The sequence below is a fragment of the Serratia sp. YWN4 genome (assembly GCF_055790845.1).
The window spans coordinates 2,531,848-2,552,358 of the sequence record NZ_CM147696.1; the positions used below are offsets into that span (position 1 = coordinate 2,531,848).

Below are 20,511 nucleotides of genomic sequence, written 5' to 3' on the forward strand. Positions count from 1 at the left end.
GTAAAAAGTGGTGAGAAGTGTGTCGCTAATTGCTTCATTGCTGGTCATTATTCCGCAACTTTCATTGCGCGGGGTGAAATGTTCCGATTATACTGAAACTCTTGTTCAAATTTCCTAAAACAAAAACAGGTGAGTAAGGTATTGACCATGGCTAACGCAGATCTAGACAAGCAACCGGATTCGGTCTCATCAGTGCTGAAAGTGTTTGGCATCTTGCAGGCATTGGGCGACGAACGCGAAATCGGTATTACCGAACTTTCTCAACGGGTAATGATGTCCAAAAGTACCGTTTATCGTTTCCTACAGACGATGAAATCGCTGGGCTACGTCGCTCAGGAAGGGGAGTCTGAGAAGTATTCTCTCACCCTGAAATTATTTGAGCTGGGGGCCAAATCGTTGCAGAACGTCGATCTGATCCGCAGTGCCGACATCCAGATGCGTGAGCTGTCGAACCAGACCCGCGAAACTATTCACCTGGGTGCGTTGGATGAAGACAGCATTGTCTATGTCCATAAAATTGACTCAATGTATAACCTGCGTATGTATTCGCGCATTGGTCGTCGTAACCCTCTGCACAGTACCGCCATTGGCAAAGTGCTGCTGGCATGGCGCGATCGCGGTGAAGTTGAAGAGATCCTCTCTCACGTCGAGTTTACCCGCAGTACTCCTCATACCATCGTCAGTGCCAAGGCGTTGCTGCCGCTGTTGGATAAAGTGCGCGAGCAGGGGTTTGGTGAAGATATTGAGGAGCAGGAAGAAGGGCTGCGTTGCATCGGGGTTCCGGTGTTTGACCGCTTTGGCGTGGTGATCGCTGGCTTGAGTATTTCCTTCCCAACTATCCGTTTCTCTGAAGAAGCTAAAGATGGTTATGTAGCGCAATTGCACACCGCTGCTCGCTTGATTTCCGAGCAGATGGGGTATCACGACTATCCGTTTTAATCGGTTACCCTGTGTCACCGCAATAAAAAAACCGGCGCATTGATTTAATGACGCCGGTTTTTTTGTCACTGCGATAAATCTTTACCGATGAGCCAGATCCACTTCGTCTTCACTGTCCATGATGGACTTGTCGGTCTGCTTCATCAATTGGCTGGTAACGGTACCGGCGGTCATCGCGCCGCTAACGTTTAATGCGGTACGGCCCATGTCGATCAAAGGTTCAACGGAGATCAGCAAGGCAACCAGCGTTACCGGCAAGCCCATGGCGGGTAGAACGATCAGGGCAGCGAAGGTTGCACCACCACCGACCCCGGCAACACCGGCGGAACTGATGGTCACAAGGCCTACCAGCGTAGCGATCCACACCGGATCTAACGGGTTGATGCCCACGGTGGGTGCGACCATTACGGCCAGCATCGCCGGATACAAGCCCGCACAGCCGTTCTGGCCGATAGTGGCCCCGAACGAAGCGGAGAAACTGGCGATGGATTCCGGCACACCCAGACGGCGGGTTTGTGCTTCCACGTTCAGCGGAATGCTGGCGGCGCTGGAGCGGCTGGTGAAGGCAAAAGTAAGAACCGGCAACACCTTGCGGAAGAATTTCAGCGGGTTAACCCCGGTAAAGGCCAACAGCAGGGCATGAACCGCAAACATAATCGCTAGGCCGAGGTAAGAGGCGACTACGAAGCTACCCAGTTTGATGATGTCTTGGATGTTGGAACCAGCAACCACCTTGGTCATCAGCGCCAGCACACCGTATGGCGTGAGTTTCATCACCAGTCGTACCAGCTTCATCACCCAGGCTTGCAGAGTGTCGATCGCTGCCAATACGCGCTGGCCTTTTTCTTTATCGTCTTTCAGCAGTTGCAACGAGGCAACGCCCAGGAAGGCGGCAAAGATCACCACGCTGATAATCGAAGTCGGGTTAGCACCGGTCAGATCGGCAAAGGGGTTTTTCGGTATAAATGACAATACCAACTGCGGCACGGTCAGATCGGCCACTTTACCCACATAGTTGCTCTCAATCGCTAACAGACGCGCGCTTTCCTGCGTGCCTTGCACCAAGCCTTCGGCAGTCAGGCCGAACAGGTTGGTCACTAATACCCCCACCAATGCGGCGATCAGCGTAGTGAACAGCAGGGTGCCGATGGTCAGGACGCTGATCTTGCCCAAAGAAGCGGCATTATGCAGTTTGGCTACCGCACTCAGGATCGAAGCGAAGACCAGTGGCATCACGATCATCTGCAACAATTGCACATAGCCGTTACCGACAATATTGAACCAGGTGATGGATTCTTTCAGCACCGGGTTGTCTGAACCGTAAACCCCTTGCAATGCCAAACCGAACAGCACACCGATCACCAGACCGACCAAAACTTTCTTCGCCAGACTCCATTGCTTATGGCGGGTTTGCGCCAACAGCAAAAGGAGGGCGACAAAAACCAGCACGTTTAATACGAGCGGTAGATTCATCCCATGTCTCCAATCATCTTTTTTATAGTTTAAAAGTGCTACTCACCGATGTGTAGCGATGTAAATATCGTAACAGTTTGCTGGAAAGCCCACTTATATCCAAATGGAATTGAATATAACTTTCAGCTCGAATTTGTTTAATTTATAGACCTAAAGAGGAGAAAATCACCGGTTTTTTGTGATCACAATCGAATATTTTTAATTTGCTCAAAATATGACTGCACGGGGAGTGTGTATCCTCCTTGCCAATAAAGAGCAAAAGCGACCAGGCATAAACACAAGACACGTTCCAGTTGGTTACCTTTCTGCGAATTCAGCAGCGGCAGACCGAAGCGCCAGCGGCAGGGCCAAAGCAGCGGTACTCCGGCCGGGGTCAGCATATCGGCCAGTAAATGGCTGAAGTAACCAATGATCATGGCGTGCAGCACATCAATAGGGATGGGCCAACTGTGGGGCACATCTAACCGGAATAACATCATGCCACCGACAATGGCCAGCAGGCTGTGAGTGAAGCCGCGGTGACCGAAAGCGCGTGATATGGGAATCGCGATCCAGCGCAGGCGCTGACCTAGCACGGATTTAGGATGGTCGATGTCCGGTAATAATGATGTCAGCAAGGCGGCAGGAATAATGTGCCACCAGTCACCGTGGGCTAGCTCAGGCGTGACCTCTGCCTTTTTGGCGAAGATCGCACAGGCAACAGAGAAAATAAGATGTCCTTCCGCGGTCATGCTGTGGTTATTCCGGTTACTAAACTGTTAATTTATCCAGTATATGGTTTTTTTTACAGTTTCGGAAGATGTTACCGCGTAACTAATTGTTTATTTTACGGCGTATTACAACGGGTTGAATCAATAGAAGGCTCTGCATGCACAGAGCCCAAGAAAGTGTCTTGATGCACGCGTTTAACGTGCCAGCCAACCGCCATCAACCGCAATGGTATAACCATTCACATAGTCGGAAGCGGCAGAGGCCAGAAAGACGATCGGCCCCATAATATCTTCTGGCGTGCCCCAGCGCCCGGCGGGAATGCGCTCCAGAATTTGCTGATTGCGTTCTTCATTGGTGCGCAGTTGCTGAGTGTTGTTGGTGGCCATGTAACCGGGGGCAATGGCGTTCACGTTGATACCATATTGCGCCCATTCGTTCGCCAGCAGGCGGGTAATGCCCAACACGGCGCTTTTTGAGGCGGTATAAGAAGGCACGCGGATACCGCCCTGGAAAGAGAGCATCGAGGCGATATTAATGATTTTGCCGCCGCTCCCTTGGCTGACAAACTGTTTCGCCACGGCCTGCGCCATAAAGAACAGGGTTTTGATGTTAACGTCCATCACATCGTCCCAATCTTTTTCATTGAAGCTGAGCGCGTCCTCACGCCGGATAATACCCGCGTTATTGACCAGAATATCCACTTTGCCGAATTCGCGGACGGCTTCTTCCAATAATGAAGGAATAGCGTCAATCTTGCCTAAATCGGCTTTCAAATTCAGGAAGCGGCGCCCAAGCTGAGTCACTTTAGCCATTGTTTCATGTGGATCGCTGCGGTTGACGCCGATAATGTCGCAACCGGCCTGAGCCAGCCCAACCGCTACACCTTGGCCCAAACCGGTATTGCAGCCGGTGATGAGCGCCACTTTGCCTGCTAAATCAAAGGAATTCAAAATCATGACTGTATTCTCGTGCTGCACGGCGCGGGTGCACCGTGCAGATGATGGCTGAAGGGATTTAACGCAGATCGCAGGTAGCGAGATGGTCCATGTCACCAAAAACCTGATTTTCGCCAACCATACCCCAGATAAAGGTATAACGTTTGGTGCCGACACCGGAATGAATCGACCAGCTTGGCGAGATCACCGCCTGTTCGTTTTGTACCAGCAGATGACGTGTTTCCTGCGGTTGCCCCATCATGTGGAACACTGCGGTATCGTCGTCCATGTCGAAATAGAAATACACTTCCATGCGGCGATCGTGGGTATGGCAGGGCATGGTGTTCCAGAGATTGCCTTCCGCCAGTTTGGTCAGGCCCATGGTCAACTGGCAGGTGGGTAAGACGTCTGGAACGATGAATTTGTTGATGGTACGGCGGTTGCTGGTCGCGTTGTCACCCAGCGTTTGCGGTGAAGCTTCTGCCAGGGTGATCTTTTTATTGGGGTAATGAGTATGCGCCGGGGCGCTGTTGTAATAGAACTTGGCGGGTTTGTGGGCATCCAGGCTGCTGAATTCAACGCGCTGTGCACCTTTGCCTACGTACAGCGCTTCTTCGTGGCCAATTTCGTAGGTATGGCCATCCACGACTACCACACCCGGCCCGCCGATATTAATCATGCCTAATTCACGGCGCTCAAGGAAATAGCTCACGCCCAGTTGTTTACCCACTTCGTCGCCGATGCTGACCGTGACATTTACCGGTTTAACCCCACCGATAATGATGCGGTCAATATGGCTGTAGGTCATTGTGTAGTTGTCGGTTTCGAAGATGTTTTCAATCAGGAATTCGCGGCGTAATCCAGCGGTATCGAGCCGTTTAGCGTGGTCACTGTGAATGCTTTGACGAACGTCCATGGCAATGTCTCTCTTCTTTGAAGTTCACCATTGAGGAAGAAAGCACCGGGCCGCCAACTGGCACTGTGTGGCAGTAACAGCGGTCATCGGCTGCCCGGCGTTTTCTTTATGGTGCCAGCATAGAACGCCTGACATACGAATTCAATAAAAATGAAATGCCGTTTTATTTATTTTATGACGCAGTCGGGGTTTTGCAGTAAAAAAGTGCCGGAGATGCAACTGGGAGGGAAAATAAACGGCATCAGCAGGGGCCGATGCCGACAGGGTTATGCCAGATGATCGGCGGTCAACTGCTCAAGGCTATGCAGTTTATAATCCGCTAGAGCCCAGCGGGGATCCTGATGATATTCTTGTGCTGGAATCACAATGGAGCGCATACGTGCCGCTTTGGTGGCAATCATGCCATTGAAGGAGTCTTCCAGCGTGATACAGTTCGACGGTTCGCTGCCCAAGCGCTCTGCGGCAATCAGATAAACCTCCGGGTGCGGCTTGCTGTAGGGCAGATACTCGGCAGAAACCAGTTGATCAAAGTAGCTTTCCAGATCGAACATCTTCAAAACCTGTTGCTGCATGTGCAGCGGTGAAGCGGAGGCCAGGCCGATATTCAAATCCAGGCTGCGGCACAGTTCCAGCGCCTGCTGCACGCCGGGCAGCAGCGGGCGTTGTTCTCGCACCAGCTCTATGGCCCGTTCGATAATGCGCCCGGCGACCTCTTCTTGTGACACGCCTTGCCACGGCATCGACTGGTACCACATTTTCACTACCAGATCGATGCGCAGGCCCAGCGTATCTGGCAGTTTGTGACGATCGGACAGATCCAGCCCTAGCGAGCCGAAGATATCCAATTCCGCTTGTAGCCACAGGGGTTCCGAATCGATCAATAAACCATCCATGTCAAAAATAGCGGTTTCTATGCGTTGCGAATAAGTCATTTAATGATTAGCTCCTACTGCGCCGGTAAAAGATCACGTTTTCCCCACTTTATCATTTTTGCCGGTGGGTCTGTACCTCTCTGGTTATGCTCGTTTGGATCTGCTAATCAATTGATAAAGAAAACGGTGGGCGAGCCTCATTAACTACGAGTAGACTTAGCCCATTGACGGTTACGTCACTTACAAGGGGAACACATGACGTATCAACAGGCTGGGCGCATCGCCATACTGAAACGGATTCTCGGGTGGGTGGTTTTCATCCCGGCGTTACTTTCAACACTGGTTTCACTGTTGAGCTTTGTTTATCAACACAGTGAAAAAACCAAAGGTATTAACGCCGTGATGCTGGATTTTGTTCACGTCATCGTGGATATGCTGCGTTTTAATACCTCGTTCCTGAATATTTTCTGGTACAACTCGCCGGTGCCGGATGTCGACAAGAGCCTGTTCAGCGGTGCCAACCTGATGTTCATCATCATCTATTTTCTGATTTTTGTTGGCTTGGCGTTACAGACTTCTGGTGCGCGGATGTCGCGTCAGGTGAAGTTTATCCGTGAAGGGCTGGAAGATCAGATGATTTTAGAGCAGGCGAAGGGGAACGACGGGCAGACGCGGGCGCAGTTAGAAGAACGTATTACACTACCGCATCATACTATCTTCCTACAGTACTTCCCGCTGTACATTCTGCCGGTGGTGATCGCGGTGGTGGCCTATTTCGTGTTTAAACTGCTGGGGCAAATGGCTGGCACAGCGTAATGTGGCAAAGGTTTGAGAATCGGGGCGCTGCTTGCAGCGCCCTTATTATTTAGAGCACGTCAGGATGTAGCAAGGCGTCGATAGCGCGCTGTGCGGTGACCAAATGCTGGCCGCCGAACAGATTGCTGCGGTTAAGCAGGTAGTAGAGTTGATACAGCGGCTGCCGCTCAATAAAACCGGCCTCCAGTGGCCAAATGCTTTGGTAGCCATCATAAATCTGTGCTGGCAGGTCCGGGTAAAGTGGCAACATGGCAAGATCGCACTCGCGATCGCCCCAGTAACAGGCCGGGTCAAACAGGAACGGGCCATCGGCGGCCAACGCGCAGTTGGCGGGCCATAAATCCCCGTGCAGTAGGGAAGGCTGCGGTTGGTGGTGTTGTAGTCGCAGATACACTACGTCGATGATTTCATCGATATCGCCGAAGGTCATGCCCTTTTCGGCAGCTAGCTGCAACTGCCAGCCGATGCGCTGTTCGGCAAAAAACTCGGCCCAGCGGCGTTGCCAGGCATTGGGCTGCGGCGTGGTGGAAAGATCGTTATCGAAATCCAGACCGAACTGCGGTTGTTCGCTCCATTGGTGCAGGCGGGCCAACTGCTGGCCCAGACAATGCGCACCATGCGCATCTAACGGTTTAAGTGGTTGATATTCCAGCAGCAGGAAACTGTAATCGCGATCGCTGCCAACACCGTACACCTCGGGTACGCGTACGGTCTTACTGCGCGCCAAGAGTGCCAGTTGATCGGCTTCGGCCGTGAATATCGGCAGCAGTTCGCGGGTATCGCATTTCACAAACACCTCGCTGTCACCGTAACTCACGCGCCACGCCGAATGAATTTCTCCTCCGGGTAGTTCAGTCCTTTCGCGGATTTCTGCGCTGCCAAGATGTTCACTTAACAGACGACTAACGGCTTGCCACATAGTCATTCCCCTCTGTGTTGCCTGCGATTTCATTAGGTTAGCGTCTTTCCTGTTGCGAAAACACGACATGGCGCACAGCTGTACCAACTACTGGTGATAATTCCACTGCCGCGTGTCTGGTCAAAGTATATACGCTATTGATTAATTTAAGTACGCCTACTCTTGCAACTTGCTGGTTGCTCGGCGATGTTTGTGCACTGTGTCCTTAAATCAGCCAACAGTAGGAGTAGTGATGGAGCAAAACATGCGATGGCAGCGCGGCGAATTTCACATCAGTAGCGATAAGAGTGAGTTGGATCTGGTTTTTACCCACACTTTTTTGACCACCACCAGTTGGGCGAAAGGGATTTCGCTGGAAACGGTAAGCCTATCGATAGAGAACAGCCTGTGTTTTGGGCTTTATCATCGGAACCAGCAAATCGGTTTTACCCGCTTGGTGACTGACTACGTGACTTTTGGCTATCTGTGTGACGTTTTCGTCACGCCAGAATTTGAACGGCAGGGGCTGGCACGCTGGCTAATGGAGTGTTCGCTGGAACATCCGGTGTTGCAGCGCCTGCGGCGCATCATGTTGGTTACCAACAGCGCGCCTTGGTTGTATCAAAAAGTGGGGTATCAGCCAATCAATGAAGAGAACTTCGCCTGGCATATTGTTCGGCCTGATATTTATCAGCAGCACTAGGGGGGGATGTGTGCAAGGTTGGTGGGGTGATCGTCGCAGGTTTCGTTACCCAAAGTGGGTGATGAATCCCGCGACGGTGAATGACTTTATTTTATGTATCAGTATGTAACCGCTTGACGTAGTCCTTGGAGGTAGCAACGGTGACCTTGGGGGGCTTGCCTAAGGCAACCTGGCCGAACCCTTGGGCCAGTTGTTGTACAACCTGTTGATCCAGCGGCGTTATCAACGCAAAGCTGGTGCTCTCCAGTTGATGTTGGATGCCTCGCTCATCAGTGACCGAGGTGGTAAATCCTTCGCGAGTGAGTTGCCCGCTTAGCTTGGATAAATCGGTTGAACCGTCTTCCTGAACGTTGAAAGTCACCACAAAACAGGTGGGTGGAGATTGACTCATAAATCACCTCTTGGTATATGGATACCCTGAGAATAGACCAAAAAAGTTATACAGGCGTCCTTACAGGTTGTATATGCTACGCAACTCATTGAAAGGAGTGAGGGATTCTGTGAAAACAAAAATCGGTTGCCTGATGGCAATCTTACTATTAGCCGGTTGCGCGAACGATCCGCAGACAACGGGCAACACGGCAGGCAGTGGTACATCAGGCGGTTGGCTCAAGCCCCCACCGCAAACCCCCAGCAACCGAACCGGCACACCGGTCGCCTATAATGATTACATTCGTCAGGCTGCCAGCAACTATGGCGTCGACGAAACCTTGATTAAGGCCATTATTCAGGTGGAGTCCGGGTTTAACCCGAACGTCGTCAGCACCTCGAATGCAGTAGGATTAATGCAACTGAAAGCATCAACCGCCGGGCGTGATGCCTACCGTATGAAGGGAAAGGATGGGCAACCAAGCTCACGTGAGTTGAAGGATCCGGCGGTCAATATTGATCTGGGAACGGCCTATATCAATATTCTTCAAAGCCAGCAGCTAGCCGGGATCACCGATCCACAAACGTTACGCTATGCCACCATCGTCTCTTATGTGAATGGTGCCGGGGCGATGTTACGGACATTTTCATCCGATAAACGTGTGGCGGTAAACCGTATTAACCAGATGAGCCCGGACGAGTTCTACCAGCATATCCAGAAGAAGCACCCGGCACCGCAAGCGCCGCGCTATCTCTGGAAAGTCACTACCGCCTATCAGGCGATGTCTGAATAGTATTAAGTTTCTTAGAACCGGTCGTAATAGACCGGTTTTGCTTTTATACACTCCTCACTTTTAGTTATTGCCCACCGGCTTTGATGATAGTTTTCTGCATAAGGGATATCCCCATGGAAAAGATTGACCTGCACATGCACTCCAATTACAGCGATGACGCGGATTTCCCGGTTGAGGTATTGATTGCCCGCTGCCAGAAACAGGGCATCAGCACGCTGGCGGTGACCGATCACAACAACGCCTATTCGGTAGAGCAAGCCAAGGCCTTGGCGTCATCTTGCCTGAATGTGCTATCTGGCATTGAGATCGACTGCACCTTTGCCGGGCGTAACTATCATCTGTTGGGCTATGGTTTTACTCCCAGTGAAGACTTTGTGGCGATCCACCAGAATTTCAGTGCGATCCAGCGTGAACTGACACCGAAAAAGTTCGAAAAGTTGCGCGAGCTGAATTTCTATCTTGATGAACAACGGTTGGAGCAGGTGTGTGGCGGGGCTATTCCGCAAGAAGAGCAGATGGGAGAGGTGATCCTCGAGGATGAACGCAATGACGGCCATCCGCTATTACTGCCTTATCGTGCGGGTGGTGCCAGGGCCGATATGCCATTGATTAACTTTTACTGGGATTTCTTTGGCCCTGGGAAAGTCTGCTACATGCCGGTCACTTACCCGGCAATGAGCGAAATGGTCGACGTGATTCGCCATAATGGCGGGGTACCGGTCGTGGCGCATATTGGTGCCAACGTTAAACAGGATCATACTCAGGTGATTGATGACATGCTGAAAGCGGGCGTGATGGGTATTGAGGTATTCTCCAGCTACCATTCGCCAGAGTTGGCCAGCCAGCTATACGACTTCGCTGTTGATCGTTCGGCATTTGTGACCTGCGGTAGTGATTTCCATGGGCGCAACAAACCGAAAATAGAAGTTGGGCAATGCGCTTACGGCTTACAGCATCTCGCAGAAATACGCCGATTTGTTGCAGCCGCTAGCGCATGAGCCCTTGCCAAATTAAGGTTTTTAGAGGGCGTTTGGTGTGTAGGTGGAGATTATCTCCAGCACACCGTTGATAATAAATTGAACGCCCATACAGACCAGCAGGAAACCCATCAGGCGGGAGATGGCTTCAATGCCGCTTTTACCCACCAAACGCATGATGCTGGTCGAACTGCGCAAACAGCCCCACAAAATCACCGAAACCGCCAGGAAGGTGAGCACGGGTGCTACCAATAACACCCAATGGGCAAATCCCAGCGTATTTTCTTTGATGCTCGATGCAGAACTGATGATCATCGCAATCGTACCCGGCCCGGCGGTACTCGGCATCGCTAATGGCACAAAGGCGATATTGGCGGAGGTCTTTTTGCGCAGCTCTTTATTTTTGGTTTCTACTTCCAGGGTTTCGCCCGGAGTTTGCTGTGGAAACAGCATACGGAAACCGATAAAAGCGACAATCAAGCCACCGGCGATGCGCAGACCGGGAATGGAGATGCCGAAGGTTTTCATGACCAGTTGGCCGGCATAAAACGCTACCGTCATGATAAAGAACACATACACCGAAGCCATCAGCGACTGTTGATTACGCTCTTCACTCGTCATATTGCCCGACAGGCCAAGCAGCAACGCCACCGTGGTCAGTGGGTTAGCCAATGGTAGCAGTAACACCAGTCCCAGCCCGATGGCTTGAAACAACTGCAAAATGGTCAACATAAAAACAAACCCCAAAAATTGTGGACGTGGATGTCAGAAAAGCGCCTGACGCTTCATCTCAACAAGGTTATACCAAACGTTCGATTTTTTTGTGCCGCCAAACCAGCCTGTAGAAAGTGGTCTGCAATGCCAGCATTGTCAAATAAGCAATGGGGAACGCCATCCATACGCCCTCCAAGCCAAAGTGGGTACTGAGCAGGTAAGCCGCAGGTAACTGCACGACCAGAATGCACAGAATCGAAATGGATACGGGCACCAGCACTACGCCGCTGGCGCGCATAATACCACCGACGATGGCCTGGAAACCAAACACCAGCATGCTCCACAGCATGATGTGTAACAAATGTTCTGCCTGCGCCAAGACGCTAGGGTTAGTGAGGAACAAGCCCAATAGCCAATGCGAAAGCAAGTAGCCCAACACGATCAGCGTGCCGGTCAACCAGAGATTGATGAACAGCCCGGTACGCAGAATGGGGCTAATCCGCTCCATATGCCCGCCGCCGATCGCTTGGGCTCCGAGAATGGAAGCCGTAATGGCGATCGACAGCGCCGGGAACTGCACGTAATTGACGATCTGCGTGACAGCACCGTAGGCTGCGGTGGCATCCGAACCGTGGCGGTTAACCAGTGTTAGAATGGCCAGCTCAGAAATTGAAATCACCACCATCTGCAAACCGGTCGGCAAGCCAATGCGCAACACTTTGCGCAGCACCACCGGGTTCAGCTTCAACGCGGCCAGCATGGCACGATCGGGGGCCAGCACGTGTTGTTGACGGCGCAGGCGCACCGCCAGATAGATCATGGCCAGCGCGTTACCCACCATACCCGCCAGTGCCGCACTCTGGATGCCCATTGGAGCAAATCCTAACCAACCACGGATGAGCGCCGGGGTCAGCAGCAAACCCACGCTGGTAGACAGTAAAAGTGCCAACAGTGGAGAAACCGTGTCACTGACGCCGCGTAGCAACTGAGTGAACAGAATAAACACCAGCAACAGCGGCATAATCAGCATCATGATACGGGCGTAGGAAACCGCTTCTTCCAGCACATCCGGTGGCGTTCCCAGAGCCTGCAACGCCTGGCGAGCAAACAGAGAGCCAAACACGGCGGCCAGCAAGCCAATGATGACGCCCAGCATCAGCGCAGTTCCGGCGATGGTTTTCACCTTCTCAGGTTCATTTGCCCCCCATGCCTGCCCAATCAACACCGATGCCCCGGCACCGACGCCAATCACCAGTGAGATAAAGAAGAAAACCACGGGAAACATACCGGCAATCGCTGCCAAAGCATGAGTGCCAAGCATTTGGCCGATATAAATACCGTTAAGCGTGCCAGAAAATCCTTGCAGGAAATTGGACAGTACCATGGGTACCAAAAAGATCAGGTAGATGCGCCAGAGCGGCTTCTGCCTTGGTTGCGAACGGGTTGGCATTTAACGTTTTCCTGCACTTATAAGGAGGTAATAGCACCCATCGTGCCTAAGTGTGCGTGATATCACGAGGTGAAAGCATCGCGAGTCATCCAGGCCAGATGCGCCTGGATATCGGCTGGCCAATGAACAATACGCTCGGCAAAGACTTTACCGTCATGGCCAAACAGCGCTCGCACCGCTTCTTCATAACCAGGTAAGCAACCGGCGATGGCGGTCATAAATCGGTAACCTTGCTCTTTTGCTTGGCGTTCGTGGTCTTGTTCCGCCGTATTGTGCCGAGCTTCGTCAACCAGGCGACGCAATGCGGCAGAAGCACCGCCACGCTGCTGTGCTAACCATTCCCAATGGCGGGGTAGCAGCGTCACTTCACGTGCCACCACACCGAGCTTTGGCCGCCCGACGGAAGGCTGAGTGGCAAGTTCAGTCTCCTGCGCTGGGGGATTCTCCCCTGGCTGCGGCCAGACATAGCCCTCAGGCCAGGGATAGTCGACCTGTGCTCCTGTGGCATCATCAAACACCAACAGACCGCCAGCTGAAAGATCGAGCGATGCCAGCACTTTTGCAACTTCAGAGTAGGAACCTGTGGCGACACGTTGGTGGCGTAAAAATGCGGTGCATGTTGCAGAATTAATCGTATTCATTTTTTATACCCGGACATTATTATTTTACCCGGATTAATTTGGCGGGATTGTGCTTAAAAGTCAAGCACTGTGATATTCACGGTGTTTTACCCATCGCCTGGCACACTCATCACCAACAGCAATAACTTGTTGATGCTGGTGCGATTGCACTTTATTTATCCGCTACAAATTTAATGTTACTATCCGCAGGGTTGTAAAAAGCCGCTGAAGGTACGCGTTTTATGGGCGTATCAAGTTGTGCAGCAATCTGGCAATTGTGGGCGAGATATGATGCATAACTTACTCAATACTCATCAAAATATCTGTACTGCATGTGATCTGTCGTGTGGGTCACCACTGTAGATAAGGAATTATTAATGCCTGTTATTACTCTTCCTGACGGAAGTCAGCGTCAATATGATCATGCCGTTTCCCCGATGGACGTTGCCCGCGATATCGGCCCTGGTCTTGCAAAAGCCTGTATTGCTGGCCGTGTCAACGGCGAACTGGTTGATGCCAGCGATTTGATCGAGTCTGATGCGCAATTAGCCATCATCACCATCAAAGACGCCGAAGGCCTGGAAATCATGCGCCACTCCTGTGCGCACCTGTTAGGCCATGCGATCAAACAGCTGTGGCCAGACACCAAAATGGCCATCGGCCCGGTGATCGACAATGGTTTCTACTATGACGTTGACATTGACCGTACCCTGACGCAGGAAGATCTGGATCTGCTGGAGAAGCGGATGCATGAGTTGGCCGACAAAGATTATGACGTCATCAAGAAAAAAGTGAGCTGGCAGGAAGCCCGCGACACCTTTGCTGCTCGTGGCGAAAGCTACAAAGTGGCAATTCTGGATGAAAACGTCAGCCGTGACGACAGTCCTGGCCTGTACCACCACGAAGAATATATCGACATGTGCCGCGGCCCGCACGTGCCAAACATGCGTTTCTGCCATCATTTCAAACTGCAGAAAACGTCGGGTGCTTACTGGCGCGGCGACAGCAAAAACAAAATGCTGCAACGCATCTACGGCACCGCATGGGCAGACAAAAAGCAACTGAATGCTTACCTGCAACGTCTTGAAGAAGCGGCGAAGCGTGACCATCGTAAGATCGGCAAACAGCTTGACCTGTACCATATGCAGGAAGAGGCGCCGGGCATGGTGTTCTGGCACAACGACGGTTGGACCATCTTCCGCGAACTGGAAGCCTTTGTGCGCATGAAGCTCAAAGAGTACCAGTATCAGGAAGTGAAAGGGCCGTTCATGATGGACCGTGTGCTGTGGGAAAAAACCGGCCACTGGGAAAACTACAAAGACGCCATGTTCACTACGTCGTCAGAAAACCGTGAATACTGCATCAAGCCGATGAACTGCCCGGGCCACGTGCAGATCTTCAATCAAGGCCTGAAGTCTTACCGCGACCTGCCGCTGCGCATGGGCGAGTTCGGTAGTTGTCATCGTAACGAGCCTTCAGGTTCGCTGCATGGTCTGATGCGTGTCCGTGGTTTCACCCAGGACGATGCCCACATCTTCTGTACTGAAGATCAGGTGCGTGCTGAAGTGAACGACTGCATCAAGATGGTCTACGATATGTACGGCACCTTTGGCTTCGAAAAAATTGCGGTGAAATTGTCTACTCGCCCAGAGAAGCGTATCGGTACTGACGATATGTGGACACGTGCTGAAGACGATCTGGCCGCCGCGCTGGCCGAAAACGGGATTCCGTTTGAATATCAGCCGGGTGAGGGTGCCTTCTACGGTCCAAAAATTGAATTTACCTTGCATGATTGTTTGGATCGCGCATGGCAATGTGGTACCGTGCAACTCGATTTCTTCTTACCGGGCCGTCTAGGCGCGTCGTACGTCGGCGAAAACAACGAACGCGTGGTACCGGTAATGATTCACCGTGCTATTCTTGGCTCCATGGAGCGCTTCATCGGTATCCTTACCGAAGAATATGCCGGTTTCTACCCAACCTGGATTGCTCCAGTGCAGGTAGTGGTGATGAATATCACCGACAGCCAGTCTGATTACGTCCAGCAATTGACCAAAAAACTGCAAGATGCAGGGATTAGGGCAAAAGCGGACTTGAGAAACGAGAAGATTGGCTTTAAAATTCGCGAACATACTTTACGTCGAGTTCCTTACATGTTGGTGTGCGGTGATAAAGAGGTCGAATCAGGCAAAGTGGCCGTTCGTACCCGCCGTGGCAAAGACTTGGGGAGCCTTGACGTGAGTGACGTCGTAGACAAGCTGCTGAAAGAGATTCGCAGCCGTAGTCTTCATCAACTGGAGGAATAAAGTATTAAAGGCGGAAAACGAGTTCAACCGGCGCGTCCAAATCGCATTAACAGAGAAATTCGCGCGCAAGAAGTTCGCCTAACCGGCGTCGATGGCGAGCAGATTGGTATTGTCAGTCTGAATGAAGCTCTTGAAAAAGCTGAGGAAGCGGGCGTCGATTTAGTAGAAATCAGCCCAAATGCCGAGCCGCCAGTTTGCCGGATCATGGATTACGGCAAATTCCTCTATGAGAAGAGCAAGTCGACCAAAGAACAGAAGAAGAAGCAAAAAGTTATCCAGGTTAAGGAAATCAAATTCCGTCCTGGCACCGATGATGGCGACTATCAGGTCAAACTACGCAACCTGATTCGCTTTCTGGAAGATGGCGATAAAGCCAAAATCACCCTGCGGTTCCGTGGGCGTGAAATGGCGCACCAGCAGATCGGTATGGAAGTGCTTAACCGCGTCCGTAAAGACCTGTGTGAAGATATTGATCTGGCAGTGGTCGAATCCTTCCCTACGAAGATCGAAGGCCGTCAGATGATTATGGTGCTCGCACCCAAGAAGAAACAGTAAGGCTTCCAAGTAATTGAACCCGCGCCGTGCAAGCGTGCGTGGGTTTTATTCGCCTCACTGATTCGTTGTTTAACAATGCGAAGTGGATTTAATTAACATGCCAAAAATTAAAACTGTACGTGGTGCAGCCAAGCGCTTCAAAAAAACCGGCAGCGGTGGTTTTAAGCGTAAACATGCTAACCTGCGTCATATTCTGACCAAAAAAGCAACCAAGCGTAAACGTCACCTGCGTCCGAAAGGCATGGTGTCTAAGAACGATCTGGTCCTGGTTACTGCGTGCCTGCCGTACGCATAAGCCACATTTTTTGAATCAAGAATAAGACTTTAGGAGAGAGCATATGGCTCGCGTAAAACGTGGTGTAATTGCACGCGCACGTCACAAGAAAATTATGAAGCAGGCGAAAGGCTACTACGGTGCCCGTTCGCGCGTCTATCGTGTTGCCTTCCAGGCAGTAATCAAAGCAGGCCAGTATGCTTACCGTGACCGTCGTCAACGTAAGCGTCAGTTCCGTCAGCTGTGGATTGCACGTATTAACGCCGCTTCCCGTCAGAACGGCCTGTCTTACAGCAAGTTCATTAACGGCCTGAAAAAAGCCTCTATTGAAATTGACCGTAAGATCCTGGCTGATATCGCAGTATTCGACAAAGTGGCCTTTGGCGCACTGGTTGAAAAAGCGAAAGCGGCTCTGGTGTAAGAAAGACGAAAGAGGGAGCTTGCTCCCTCTTTTAATTGTTATTTTTCAGAGACAAATATTGACTTTTATTGGCATCCACTATCAAACTGGTCGTCAATCAATCGACAAGGTAATGCAAGCATGCACTCTGCTATTTTCCGTTTCTTTTTTTACTTTAGCGCCTGATTTCAGGGGGCATCGGCGTAAGAAAAGAAACGAAAAGTAGCGCCTGAGCCTCCCAATGCGGAGGCTTTTTTGTTTTTGGCCATCTTCTTCGCCTTTCAAACCGTAGTGCTGTGGGTTGCAACGTGAAATTCATTGAGGATAAGGCCAAAGGCGTGCTCGAATAATAATCAATCATAACTTAGCGGGCCGTCATGGCCAAAGGAAGAGGAAAGCAATGTCACATCTCGCAGAGCTGGTTGCCAAAGCCAAGGCAGCCATAGAAGATGCCCAGGATGTTGCCGCGTTAGATTTGGTACGCGTCGAATATTTAGGCAAAAAAGGTCATTTCACCTTGCAGATGCAGTCACTGCGTGAAGTGCCAGCGGAAGAGCGCCCGGCTGCCGGAGCGGTAATCAATCAGGCAAAACAGGACGTTCAGGATGCGCTGAATGCGCGCAAGAACATGCTGGAATCTGCCGTACTGAACGCACGCCTGGTGGTTGAGACTATTGATGTCTCACTGCCAGGTCGTCGTTTAGAGAATGGCGGTCTGCACCCGGTGACCCGCACCATCGATCGTATTGAAACTTTCTTCGGCGAACTGGGTTTCTCTGTCGAAACCGGCCCGGAAATCGAAGACGATTATCACAACTTTGACGCGCTGAATATTCCAGCTCATCACCCTGCGCGTGCCGATCACGATACCTTCTGGTTTGACGCTACGCGTTTGCTGCGTACCCAGACCTCTGGCGTGCAGATCCGTACCATGAAGAACCAGCAGCCACCGATCCGCATTATCGCACCGGGCCGCGTCTATCGTAACGATTATGATCAAACGCACACCCCGATGTTCCATCAGATGGAAGGGCTGATTGTCGATAAAAACATCAGCTTTACCAATCTGAAGGGCACGCTGCATGATTTCCTGAACAACTTCTTTGAAGAAGATTTGCAGGTTCGTTTCCGTCCTTCCTACTTCCCGTTTACTGAGCCTTCCGCAGAAGTTGATGTGATGGGCAAAAATGGTAAATGGTTGGAAGTGTTAGGTTGTGGCATGGTGCATCCGAACGTACTGCGCAATGTAGGTATCGATCCGGAAGTTTACTCCGGTTTTGCCTTCGGCATGGGCATGGAGCGCTTGACGATGTTGCGTTACGGCGTCACCGATTTGCGCGCATTCTTCGAAAACGATCTGCGTTTCCTCAAACAGTTTAAGTAAGGCGGGAATATCACATGAAATTCAGTGAACTCTGGTTGCGCGAGTGGGTAAACCCGGCCATCAGCAGCGAAGCATTGTCCGATCAAATCACCATGGCAGGCCTGGAGGTAGACGGCGTTGAGCCGGTAGCTGGTGCTTTTAACGGCGTGGTGGTTGGCCACGTAGTGGAGTGTGGGCAGCATCCTAACGCCGACAAATTGCGCGTCACCAAGGTTGATGTGGGTGGCGATCGTCTGCTGGACATCGTCTGTGGTGCGTCAAACTGCCGTGCTGGTTTAAAAGTGGCGGTTGCCACCGTTGGCGCGGTATTGCCGGGTGATTTCAAAATCAAAGCCGCCAAGCTGCGTGGCGAACCTTCAGAAGGTATGCTGTGTTCGTTTTCCGAGCTGGCGATTTCTGACGATCATAACGGCATTATTGAGCTGCCAGAAGACGCGCCGATCGGTACTGATATTCGTGAGTATCTAAAGCTGAATGATAGCGCGATCGAAATCAGCGTCACCCCGAACCGTGCGGATTGCCTGGGCATCATTGGCGTTGCGCGTGACGTTGCCGTGCTGAATCAGTTGCCGCTCAACGAACCAGATATGAGTCCGGTTGTTGCCACCATTACCGACACGCTGCCAATCCGAGTAGACGCACCGCAGGCGTGCCCGCGTTATCTGGGCCGTGTGGTGAAAGGGATCAACGTGAAAGCCCCTTCACCGTTGTGGATGCGGGAAAAACTGCGCCGCTGTGGGATTCGCTCTATTGATGCCGTGGTTGATGTTACCAACTACGTGCTGATGGAACTTGGCCAGCCGATGCATGCGTTCGATCTGAACCGCATCGAAGGTGGGATCGTGGTGCGTATGGCATCTGAAGGCGAAACGCTGCGCTTGTTGGATGGCAACGAAGCTAAATTGAATGCAGATACCCTAGTGATTGCCGATCATCACAAAGCGCTGGCAATGGGCGGCATTTTTGGCGGTGAGCATTCTGGTGTGAATGACGAAACCCAGGATGTGCTGCTGGAATGTGCGTTCTTCAGCCCGCTGTCGATTACTGGCCGTGCGCGTCGTCATGGTTTGCATACCGATGCTTCCCATCGTTACGAGCGTGGTGTGGATCTGGCATTGCAGTATAAGGCTATGGAGCGTGCAACTCGTTTGCTGATTGATATCTGTGGCGGTCAAGCTGGGCCTATCATTGATGTGACCGATGAAAACGCGTTGCCGAAACGTGCCTCTATCACATTGCGCCGTGAAAAGCTGGATCGCCTGATTGGCCATGTGGTGCCTGCCGAGCAGGTGAGCGATATCCTGCGCCGCCTCGGCTGCCAGGTAACCGAGCAGGGTGACAACTGGTTGGCAGTTGCGCCAAGCTGGCGTTTTGATATGGAGATCGAAGAAGATCTGGTAGAAGAAGTCGCTCGTGTATACGGCTACAACAATATTCCAGACGTCCCTGTGCGTGCCGATCTGGTGATGACAACGCATCGTGAATCCGATCTGGCGCTGAAGCGGGTAAAAACCCTGCTGGTCGATCACGGCTTCCAAGAAGCAATTACTTACAGTTTTGTCGATCCGAAAGTACAGGCGCTGCTGCATCCGGGTGAAGAAGCGCTGATCCTGCCAAACCCGATCTCGGTAGAAATGTCTGCTATGCGCCTGTCGCTGTGGACGGGTTTACTGTCTGCGGTAGTGTACAACCAGAATCGTCAGCAAACTCGAGCGCGTCTGTTTGAAAGCGGCCTGCGCTTTGTGCCTGATACTACGGCGAATCTGGGGATCCGCCAGGACGTCATGCTGGCTGGCGTGATTGCCGGGCATACCCATGAAGAACACTGGGATCTGGCAAGAAAGCCGGTGGACTTCTATGATTTGAAAGGGGATCTGGAGTCTGTGCTTGAGCTGACAGGTAAGTTATCTGAAATTCAGTTCAAGGCAGAGGCCCATTCGGCCCTCCACCCAGGGCAAAGTGCGGCGATTTATTTGCACGGTGAGCGCGTAGGTTTCATTGGTGTGGTTCACCCAGAACTTGAGCGTAAACTGGATCTTAACGGCCGTACTGTGGTGTTTGAACTGGAGTGGAATAAGGTCGCAACCCGCGCCGTACCTCAAGCGCGTGAAATTTCTCGCTTCCCTGCAAACCGTCGTGATATCGCGGTTGTCGTGGCTGAAAACGTCGCCGCAGAAGATATTTTGGCAGAGTGTAAGAAAGTTGGCGCAAATCAGGTAGTTGGCGTAAACTTGTTTGATGTGTACCGTGGCAAGGGCGTAGCAGAGGGTTACAAGAGCCTGGCTATCAGTCTGGTATTGCAGGATACCGCTCGTACACTGGAAGAAGAGGAGATCGCCGCTACCGTTGCAAGATGCGTAGAGGCTCTAAAACAGCGATTCCAAGCATCCTTGAGGGATTGAACC

General features: G+C 51.7%; 22 protein-coding genes and 1 other annotated feature. Of the genes, 12 read left to right on the forward strand and 10 right to left on the reverse strand.

Annotated elements, in window-relative coordinates:
• The first annotated feature begins 147 nt into the window (after positions 1-147).
• Positions 148-939: a DNA-binding transcriptional regulator KdgR gene (gene kdgR / locus ACX9GT_RS12070; protein ID WP_459398667.1), complete on the forward strand. Its 792-nt coding sequence runs from the start codon at positions 148-150 to the stop codon at positions 937-939.
• Between the two features lie 81 nt (positions 940-1,020).
• Here the strand turns inward: kdgR and ACX9GT_RS12075 are convergent, their stop codons facing one another.
• The 5 genes from ACX9GT_RS12075 to hxpB all read right to left on the reverse strand — a co-directional run bounded on the left by ACX9GT_RS12075 (position 1,021) and on the right by hxpB (position 5,906).
• Positions 1,021-2,412 (reverse strand): L-cystine transporter, encoded by a 1,392-nt coding sequence (locus tag ACX9GT_RS12075; RefSeq protein WP_473191278.1) that lies wholly within the window; start codon positions 2,410-2,412, stop codon positions 1,021-1,023.
• A 182-nt stretch (positions 2,413-2,594) separates the two neighbouring features.
• Positions 2,595-3,143 (reverse strand): metal-dependent hydrolase, encoded by a 549-nt coding sequence (locus ACX9GT_RS12080; RefSeq protein WP_473191279.1) that lies wholly within the window; start codon positions 3,141-3,143, stop codon positions 2,595-2,597.
• A gap of 174 nt (positions 3,144-3,317) precedes the next feature.
• Positions 3,318-4,079 (reverse strand): 2-dehydro-3-deoxy-D-gluconate 5-dehydrogenase KduD, encoded by a 762-nt coding sequence (gene kduD / locus ACX9GT_RS12085; protein ID WP_473191280.1) that lies wholly within the window; start codon positions 4,077-4,079, stop codon positions 3,318-3,320.
• 58 nt (positions 4,080-4,137) lie between these two features.
• Entirely contained in the window at positions 4,138-4,974 is an 837-nt protein-coding gene (kduI, locus tag ACX9GT_RS12090; protein WP_473191281.1) for a 5-dehydro-4-deoxy-D-glucuronate isomerase, read from the reverse strand.
• A 266-nt stretch (positions 4,975-5,240) separates the two neighbouring features.
• Positions 5,241-5,906, reverse strand: a complete 666-nt coding sequence (gene hxpB / locus ACX9GT_RS12095) for a hexitol phosphatase HxpB (RefSeq protein WP_473191282.1) — start codon at positions 5,904-5,906, stop codon at positions 5,241-5,243.
• 195 nt (positions 5,907-6,101) lie between these two features.
• On the opposite strand from hxpB, the gene ACX9GT_RS12100 reads away from it, so the two are divergent.
• Positions 6,102-6,662: a YniB family protein gene (locus ACX9GT_RS12100; RefSeq protein WP_473191283.1), complete on the forward strand. Its 561-nt coding sequence runs from the start codon at positions 6,102-6,104 to the stop codon at positions 6,660-6,662.
• A gap of 49 nt (positions 6,663-6,711) precedes the next feature.
• On the opposite strand, the gene ACX9GT_RS12105 is transcribed toward ACX9GT_RS12100, so the two are convergent.
• The gene (locus ACX9GT_RS12105; RefSeq protein WP_473191284.1) at positions 6,712-7,581 is read right to left on the reverse strand and encodes a fructosamine kinase family protein; all 870 of its coding nucleotides are present in this window, start codon (positions 7,579-7,581) and stop codon (positions 6,712-6,714) included.
• A gap of 232 nt (positions 7,582-7,813) precedes the next feature.
• On the opposite strand from ACX9GT_RS12105, the gene ACX9GT_RS12110 reads away from it, so the two are divergent.
• Complete coding sequence (locus ACX9GT_RS12110) at positions 7,814-8,263, forward strand: GNAT family N-acetyltransferase (RefSeq protein WP_473191285.1); 450 nt, start codon at positions 7,814-7,816, stop codon at positions 8,261-8,263.
• A 91-nt stretch (positions 8,264-8,354) separates the two neighbouring features.
• Here the strand turns inward: ACX9GT_RS12110 and ghoS are convergent, their stop codons facing one another.
• Positions 8,355-8,654 carry a type V toxin-antitoxin system endoribonuclease antitoxin GhoS gene (gene ghoS, locus ACX9GT_RS12115; RefSeq protein ID WP_473191286.1) on the reverse strand — a complete coding sequence of 100 codons (300 nt, stop codon included), beginning with the start codon at positions 8,652-8,654 and terminating at the stop codon, positions 8,355-8,357.
• 109 nt (positions 8,655-8,763) lie between these two features.
• Between ghoS and ACX9GT_RS12120 the strand changes: the two genes are divergently transcribed.
• Both ACX9GT_RS12120 and ACX9GT_RS12125 read left to right on the forward strand, forming a co-directional pair.
• Complete coding sequence (locus ACX9GT_RS12120; protein ID WP_473191287.1) at positions 8,764-9,426, forward strand: transglycosylase SLT domain-containing protein; 663 nt, start codon at positions 8,764-8,766, stop codon at positions 9,424-9,426.
• Between the two features lie 113 nt (positions 9,427-9,539).
• Positions 9,540-10,424 carry a PHP domain-containing protein gene (locus ACX9GT_RS12125; RefSeq protein ID WP_473191288.1) on the forward strand — a complete coding sequence of 295 codons (885 nt, stop codon included), beginning with the start codon at positions 9,540-9,542 and terminating at the stop codon, positions 10,422-10,424.
• 21 nt (positions 10,425-10,445) lie between these two features.
• Here ACX9GT_RS12125 and ACX9GT_RS12130 read toward each other — a convergent pair whose 3' ends face one another.
• The 3 genes from ACX9GT_RS12130 to ACX9GT_RS12140 form a co-directional block, all read right to left on the reverse strand.
• Positions 10,446-11,135, reverse strand: coding sequence for a MarC family NAAT transporter (locus ACX9GT_RS12130; RefSeq protein ID WP_473191289.1), 690 nt, complete (start codon positions 11,133-11,135; stop codon positions 10,446-10,448).
• A gap of 67 nt (positions 11,136-11,202) precedes the next feature.
• The gene (locus ACX9GT_RS12135; protein ID WP_473191290.1) at positions 11,203-12,567 is read right to left on the reverse strand and encodes an MATE family efflux transporter; all 1,365 of its coding nucleotides are present in this window, start codon (positions 12,565-12,567) and stop codon (positions 11,203-11,205) included.
• 62 nt (positions 12,568-12,629) lie between these two features.
• Positions 12,630-13,208 (reverse strand): DUF2239 family protein, encoded by a 579-nt coding sequence (locus tag ACX9GT_RS12140; protein WP_473191291.1) that lies wholly within the window; start codon positions 13,206-13,208, stop codon positions 12,630-12,632.
• Positions 13,209-13,564: 356 nt separating this feature from the next.
• Between ACX9GT_RS12140 and thrS the strand changes: the two genes are divergently transcribed.
• The 7 genes from thrS to pheT all read left to right on the forward strand — a co-directional run bounded on the left by thrS (position 13,565) and on the right by pheT (position 20,508).
• A complete protein-coding gene (gene thrS / locus ACX9GT_RS12145) occupies positions 13,565-15,493 on the forward strand; it encodes a threonine--tRNA ligase (protein WP_473191292.1) in 1,929 nt (642 codons plus the stop codon).
• Positions 15,494-15,496: 3 nt separating this feature from the next.
• Positions 15,497-16,048, forward strand: a complete 552-nt coding sequence (infC, locus tag ACX9GT_RS12150; protein ID WP_071882841.1) for a translation initiation factor IF-3 — start codon at positions 15,497-15,499, stop codon at positions 16,046-16,048.
• Positions 16,049-16,145: 97 nt separating this feature from the next.
• A complete protein-coding gene (gene rpmI, locus ACX9GT_RS12155; protein WP_004931418.1) occupies positions 16,146-16,343 on the forward strand; it encodes a 50S ribosomal protein L35 in 198 nt (65 codons plus the stop codon).
• A gap of 43 nt (positions 16,344-16,386) precedes the next feature.
• A complete protein-coding gene (gene rplT, locus ACX9GT_RS12160; protein ID WP_473191293.1) occupies positions 16,387-16,743 on the forward strand; it encodes a 50S ribosomal protein L20 in 357 nt (118 codons plus the stop codon).
• Positions 16,744-16,858: 115 nt separating this feature from the next.
• Positions 16,859-16,982, forward strand: a sequence feature (Phe leader region).
• On the forward strand, positions 16,864-16,908 hold the full coding sequence (gene pheM / locus ACX9GT_RS12165; protein ID WP_459402801.1) for a pheST operon leader peptide PheM: 45 nt from the start codon (positions 16,864-16,866) through the stop codon (positions 16,906-16,908). (Overlaps the previous feature by 45 nt.)
• Before the next feature lie 140 nt (positions 16,983-17,122).
• Positions 17,123-18,106, forward strand: coding sequence for a phenylalanine--tRNA ligase subunit alpha (pheS, locus tag ACX9GT_RS12170; RefSeq protein WP_473191294.1), 984 nt, complete (start codon positions 17,123-17,125; stop codon positions 18,104-18,106).
• 14 nt (positions 18,107-18,120) lie between these two features.
• Positions 18,121-20,508: a phenylalanine--tRNA ligase subunit beta gene (pheT, locus tag ACX9GT_RS12175; RefSeq protein WP_473191295.1), complete on the forward strand. Its 2,388-nt coding sequence runs from the start codon at positions 18,121-18,123 to the stop codon at positions 20,506-20,508.
• Positions 20,509-20,511: the final 3 nt, after the last annotated feature.

What these genes read in the sequence shown, in the direction of transcription:
- kdgR (WP_459398667.1), top strand. Translation starts at nt 148, where the DNA reads ATGGCTAACGCAGATCTAGACAAGCAACCGGATTCGGTCTCATCAGTG.
- ACX9GT_RS12075 (WP_473191278.1), bottom strand. Translation starts at nt 2,412, where the DNA reads ATGAATCTACCGCTCGTATTAAACGTGCTGGTTTTTGTCGCCCTCCTT.
- ACX9GT_RS12080 (WP_473191279.1), bottom strand. Translation starts at nt 3,143, where the DNA reads ATGACCGCGGAAGGACATCTTATTTTCTCTGTTGCCTGTGCGATCTTC.
- kduD (WP_473191280.1), bottom strand. Translation starts at nt 4,079, where the DNA reads ATGATTTTGAATTCCTTTGATTTAGCAGGCAAAGTGGCGCTCATCACC.
- kduI (WP_473191281.1), bottom strand. Translation starts at nt 4,974, where the DNA reads ATGGACGTTCGTCAAAGCATTCACAGTGACCACGCTAAACGGCTCGAT.
- hxpB (WP_473191282.1), bottom strand. Translation starts at nt 5,906, where the DNA reads ATGACTTATTCGCAACGCATAGAAACCGCTATTTTTGACATGGATGGT.
- ACX9GT_RS12100 (WP_473191283.1), top strand. Translation starts at nt 6,102, where the DNA reads ATGACGTATCAACAGGCTGGGCGCATCGCCATACTGAAACGGATTCTC.
- ACX9GT_RS12105 (WP_473191284.1), bottom strand. Translation starts at nt 7,581, where the DNA reads ATGTGGCAAGCCGTTAGTCGTCTGTTAAGTGAACATCTTGGCAGCGCA.
- ACX9GT_RS12110 (WP_473191285.1), top strand. Translation starts at nt 7,814, where the DNA reads ATGGAGCAAAACATGCGATGGCAGCGCGGCGAATTTCACATCAGTAGC.
- ghoS (WP_473191286.1), bottom strand. Translation starts at nt 8,654, where the DNA reads ATGAGTCAATCTCCACCCACCTGTTTTGTGGTGACTTTCAACGTTCAG.
- ACX9GT_RS12125 (WP_473191288.1), top strand. Translation starts at nt 9,540, where the DNA reads ATGGAAAAGATTGACCTGCACATGCACTCCAATTACAGCGATGACGCG.
- ACX9GT_RS12130 (WP_473191289.1), bottom strand. Translation starts at nt 11,135, where the DNA reads ATGTTGACCATTTTGCAGTTGTTTCAAGCCATCGGGCTGGGACTGGTG.
- ACX9GT_RS12135 (WP_473191290.1), bottom strand. Translation starts at nt 12,567, where the DNA reads ATGCCAACCCGTTCGCAACCAAGGCAGAAGCCGCTCTGGCGCATCTAC.
- ACX9GT_RS12140 (WP_473191291.1), bottom strand. Translation starts at nt 13,208, where the DNA reads ATGAATACGATTAATTCTGCAACATGCACCGCATTTTTACGCCACCAA.
- thrS (WP_473191292.1), top strand. Translation starts at nt 13,565, where the DNA reads ATGCCTGTTATTACTCTTCCTGACGGAAGTCAGCGTCAATATGATCAT.
- rpmI (WP_004931418.1), top strand. Translation starts at nt 16,146, where the DNA reads ATGCCAAAAATTAAAACTGTACGTGGTGCAGCCAAGCGCTTCAAAAAA.
- rplT (WP_473191293.1), top strand. Translation starts at nt 16,387, where the DNA reads ATGGCTCGCGTAAAACGTGGTGTAATTGCACGCGCACGTCACAAGAAA.
- pheS (WP_473191294.1), top strand. Translation starts at nt 17,123, where the DNA reads ATGTCACATCTCGCAGAGCTGGTTGCCAAAGCCAAGGCAGCCATAGAA.
- pheT (WP_473191295.1), top strand. Translation starts at nt 18,121, where the DNA reads ATGAAATTCAGTGAACTCTGGTTGCGCGAGTGGGTAAACCCGGCCATC.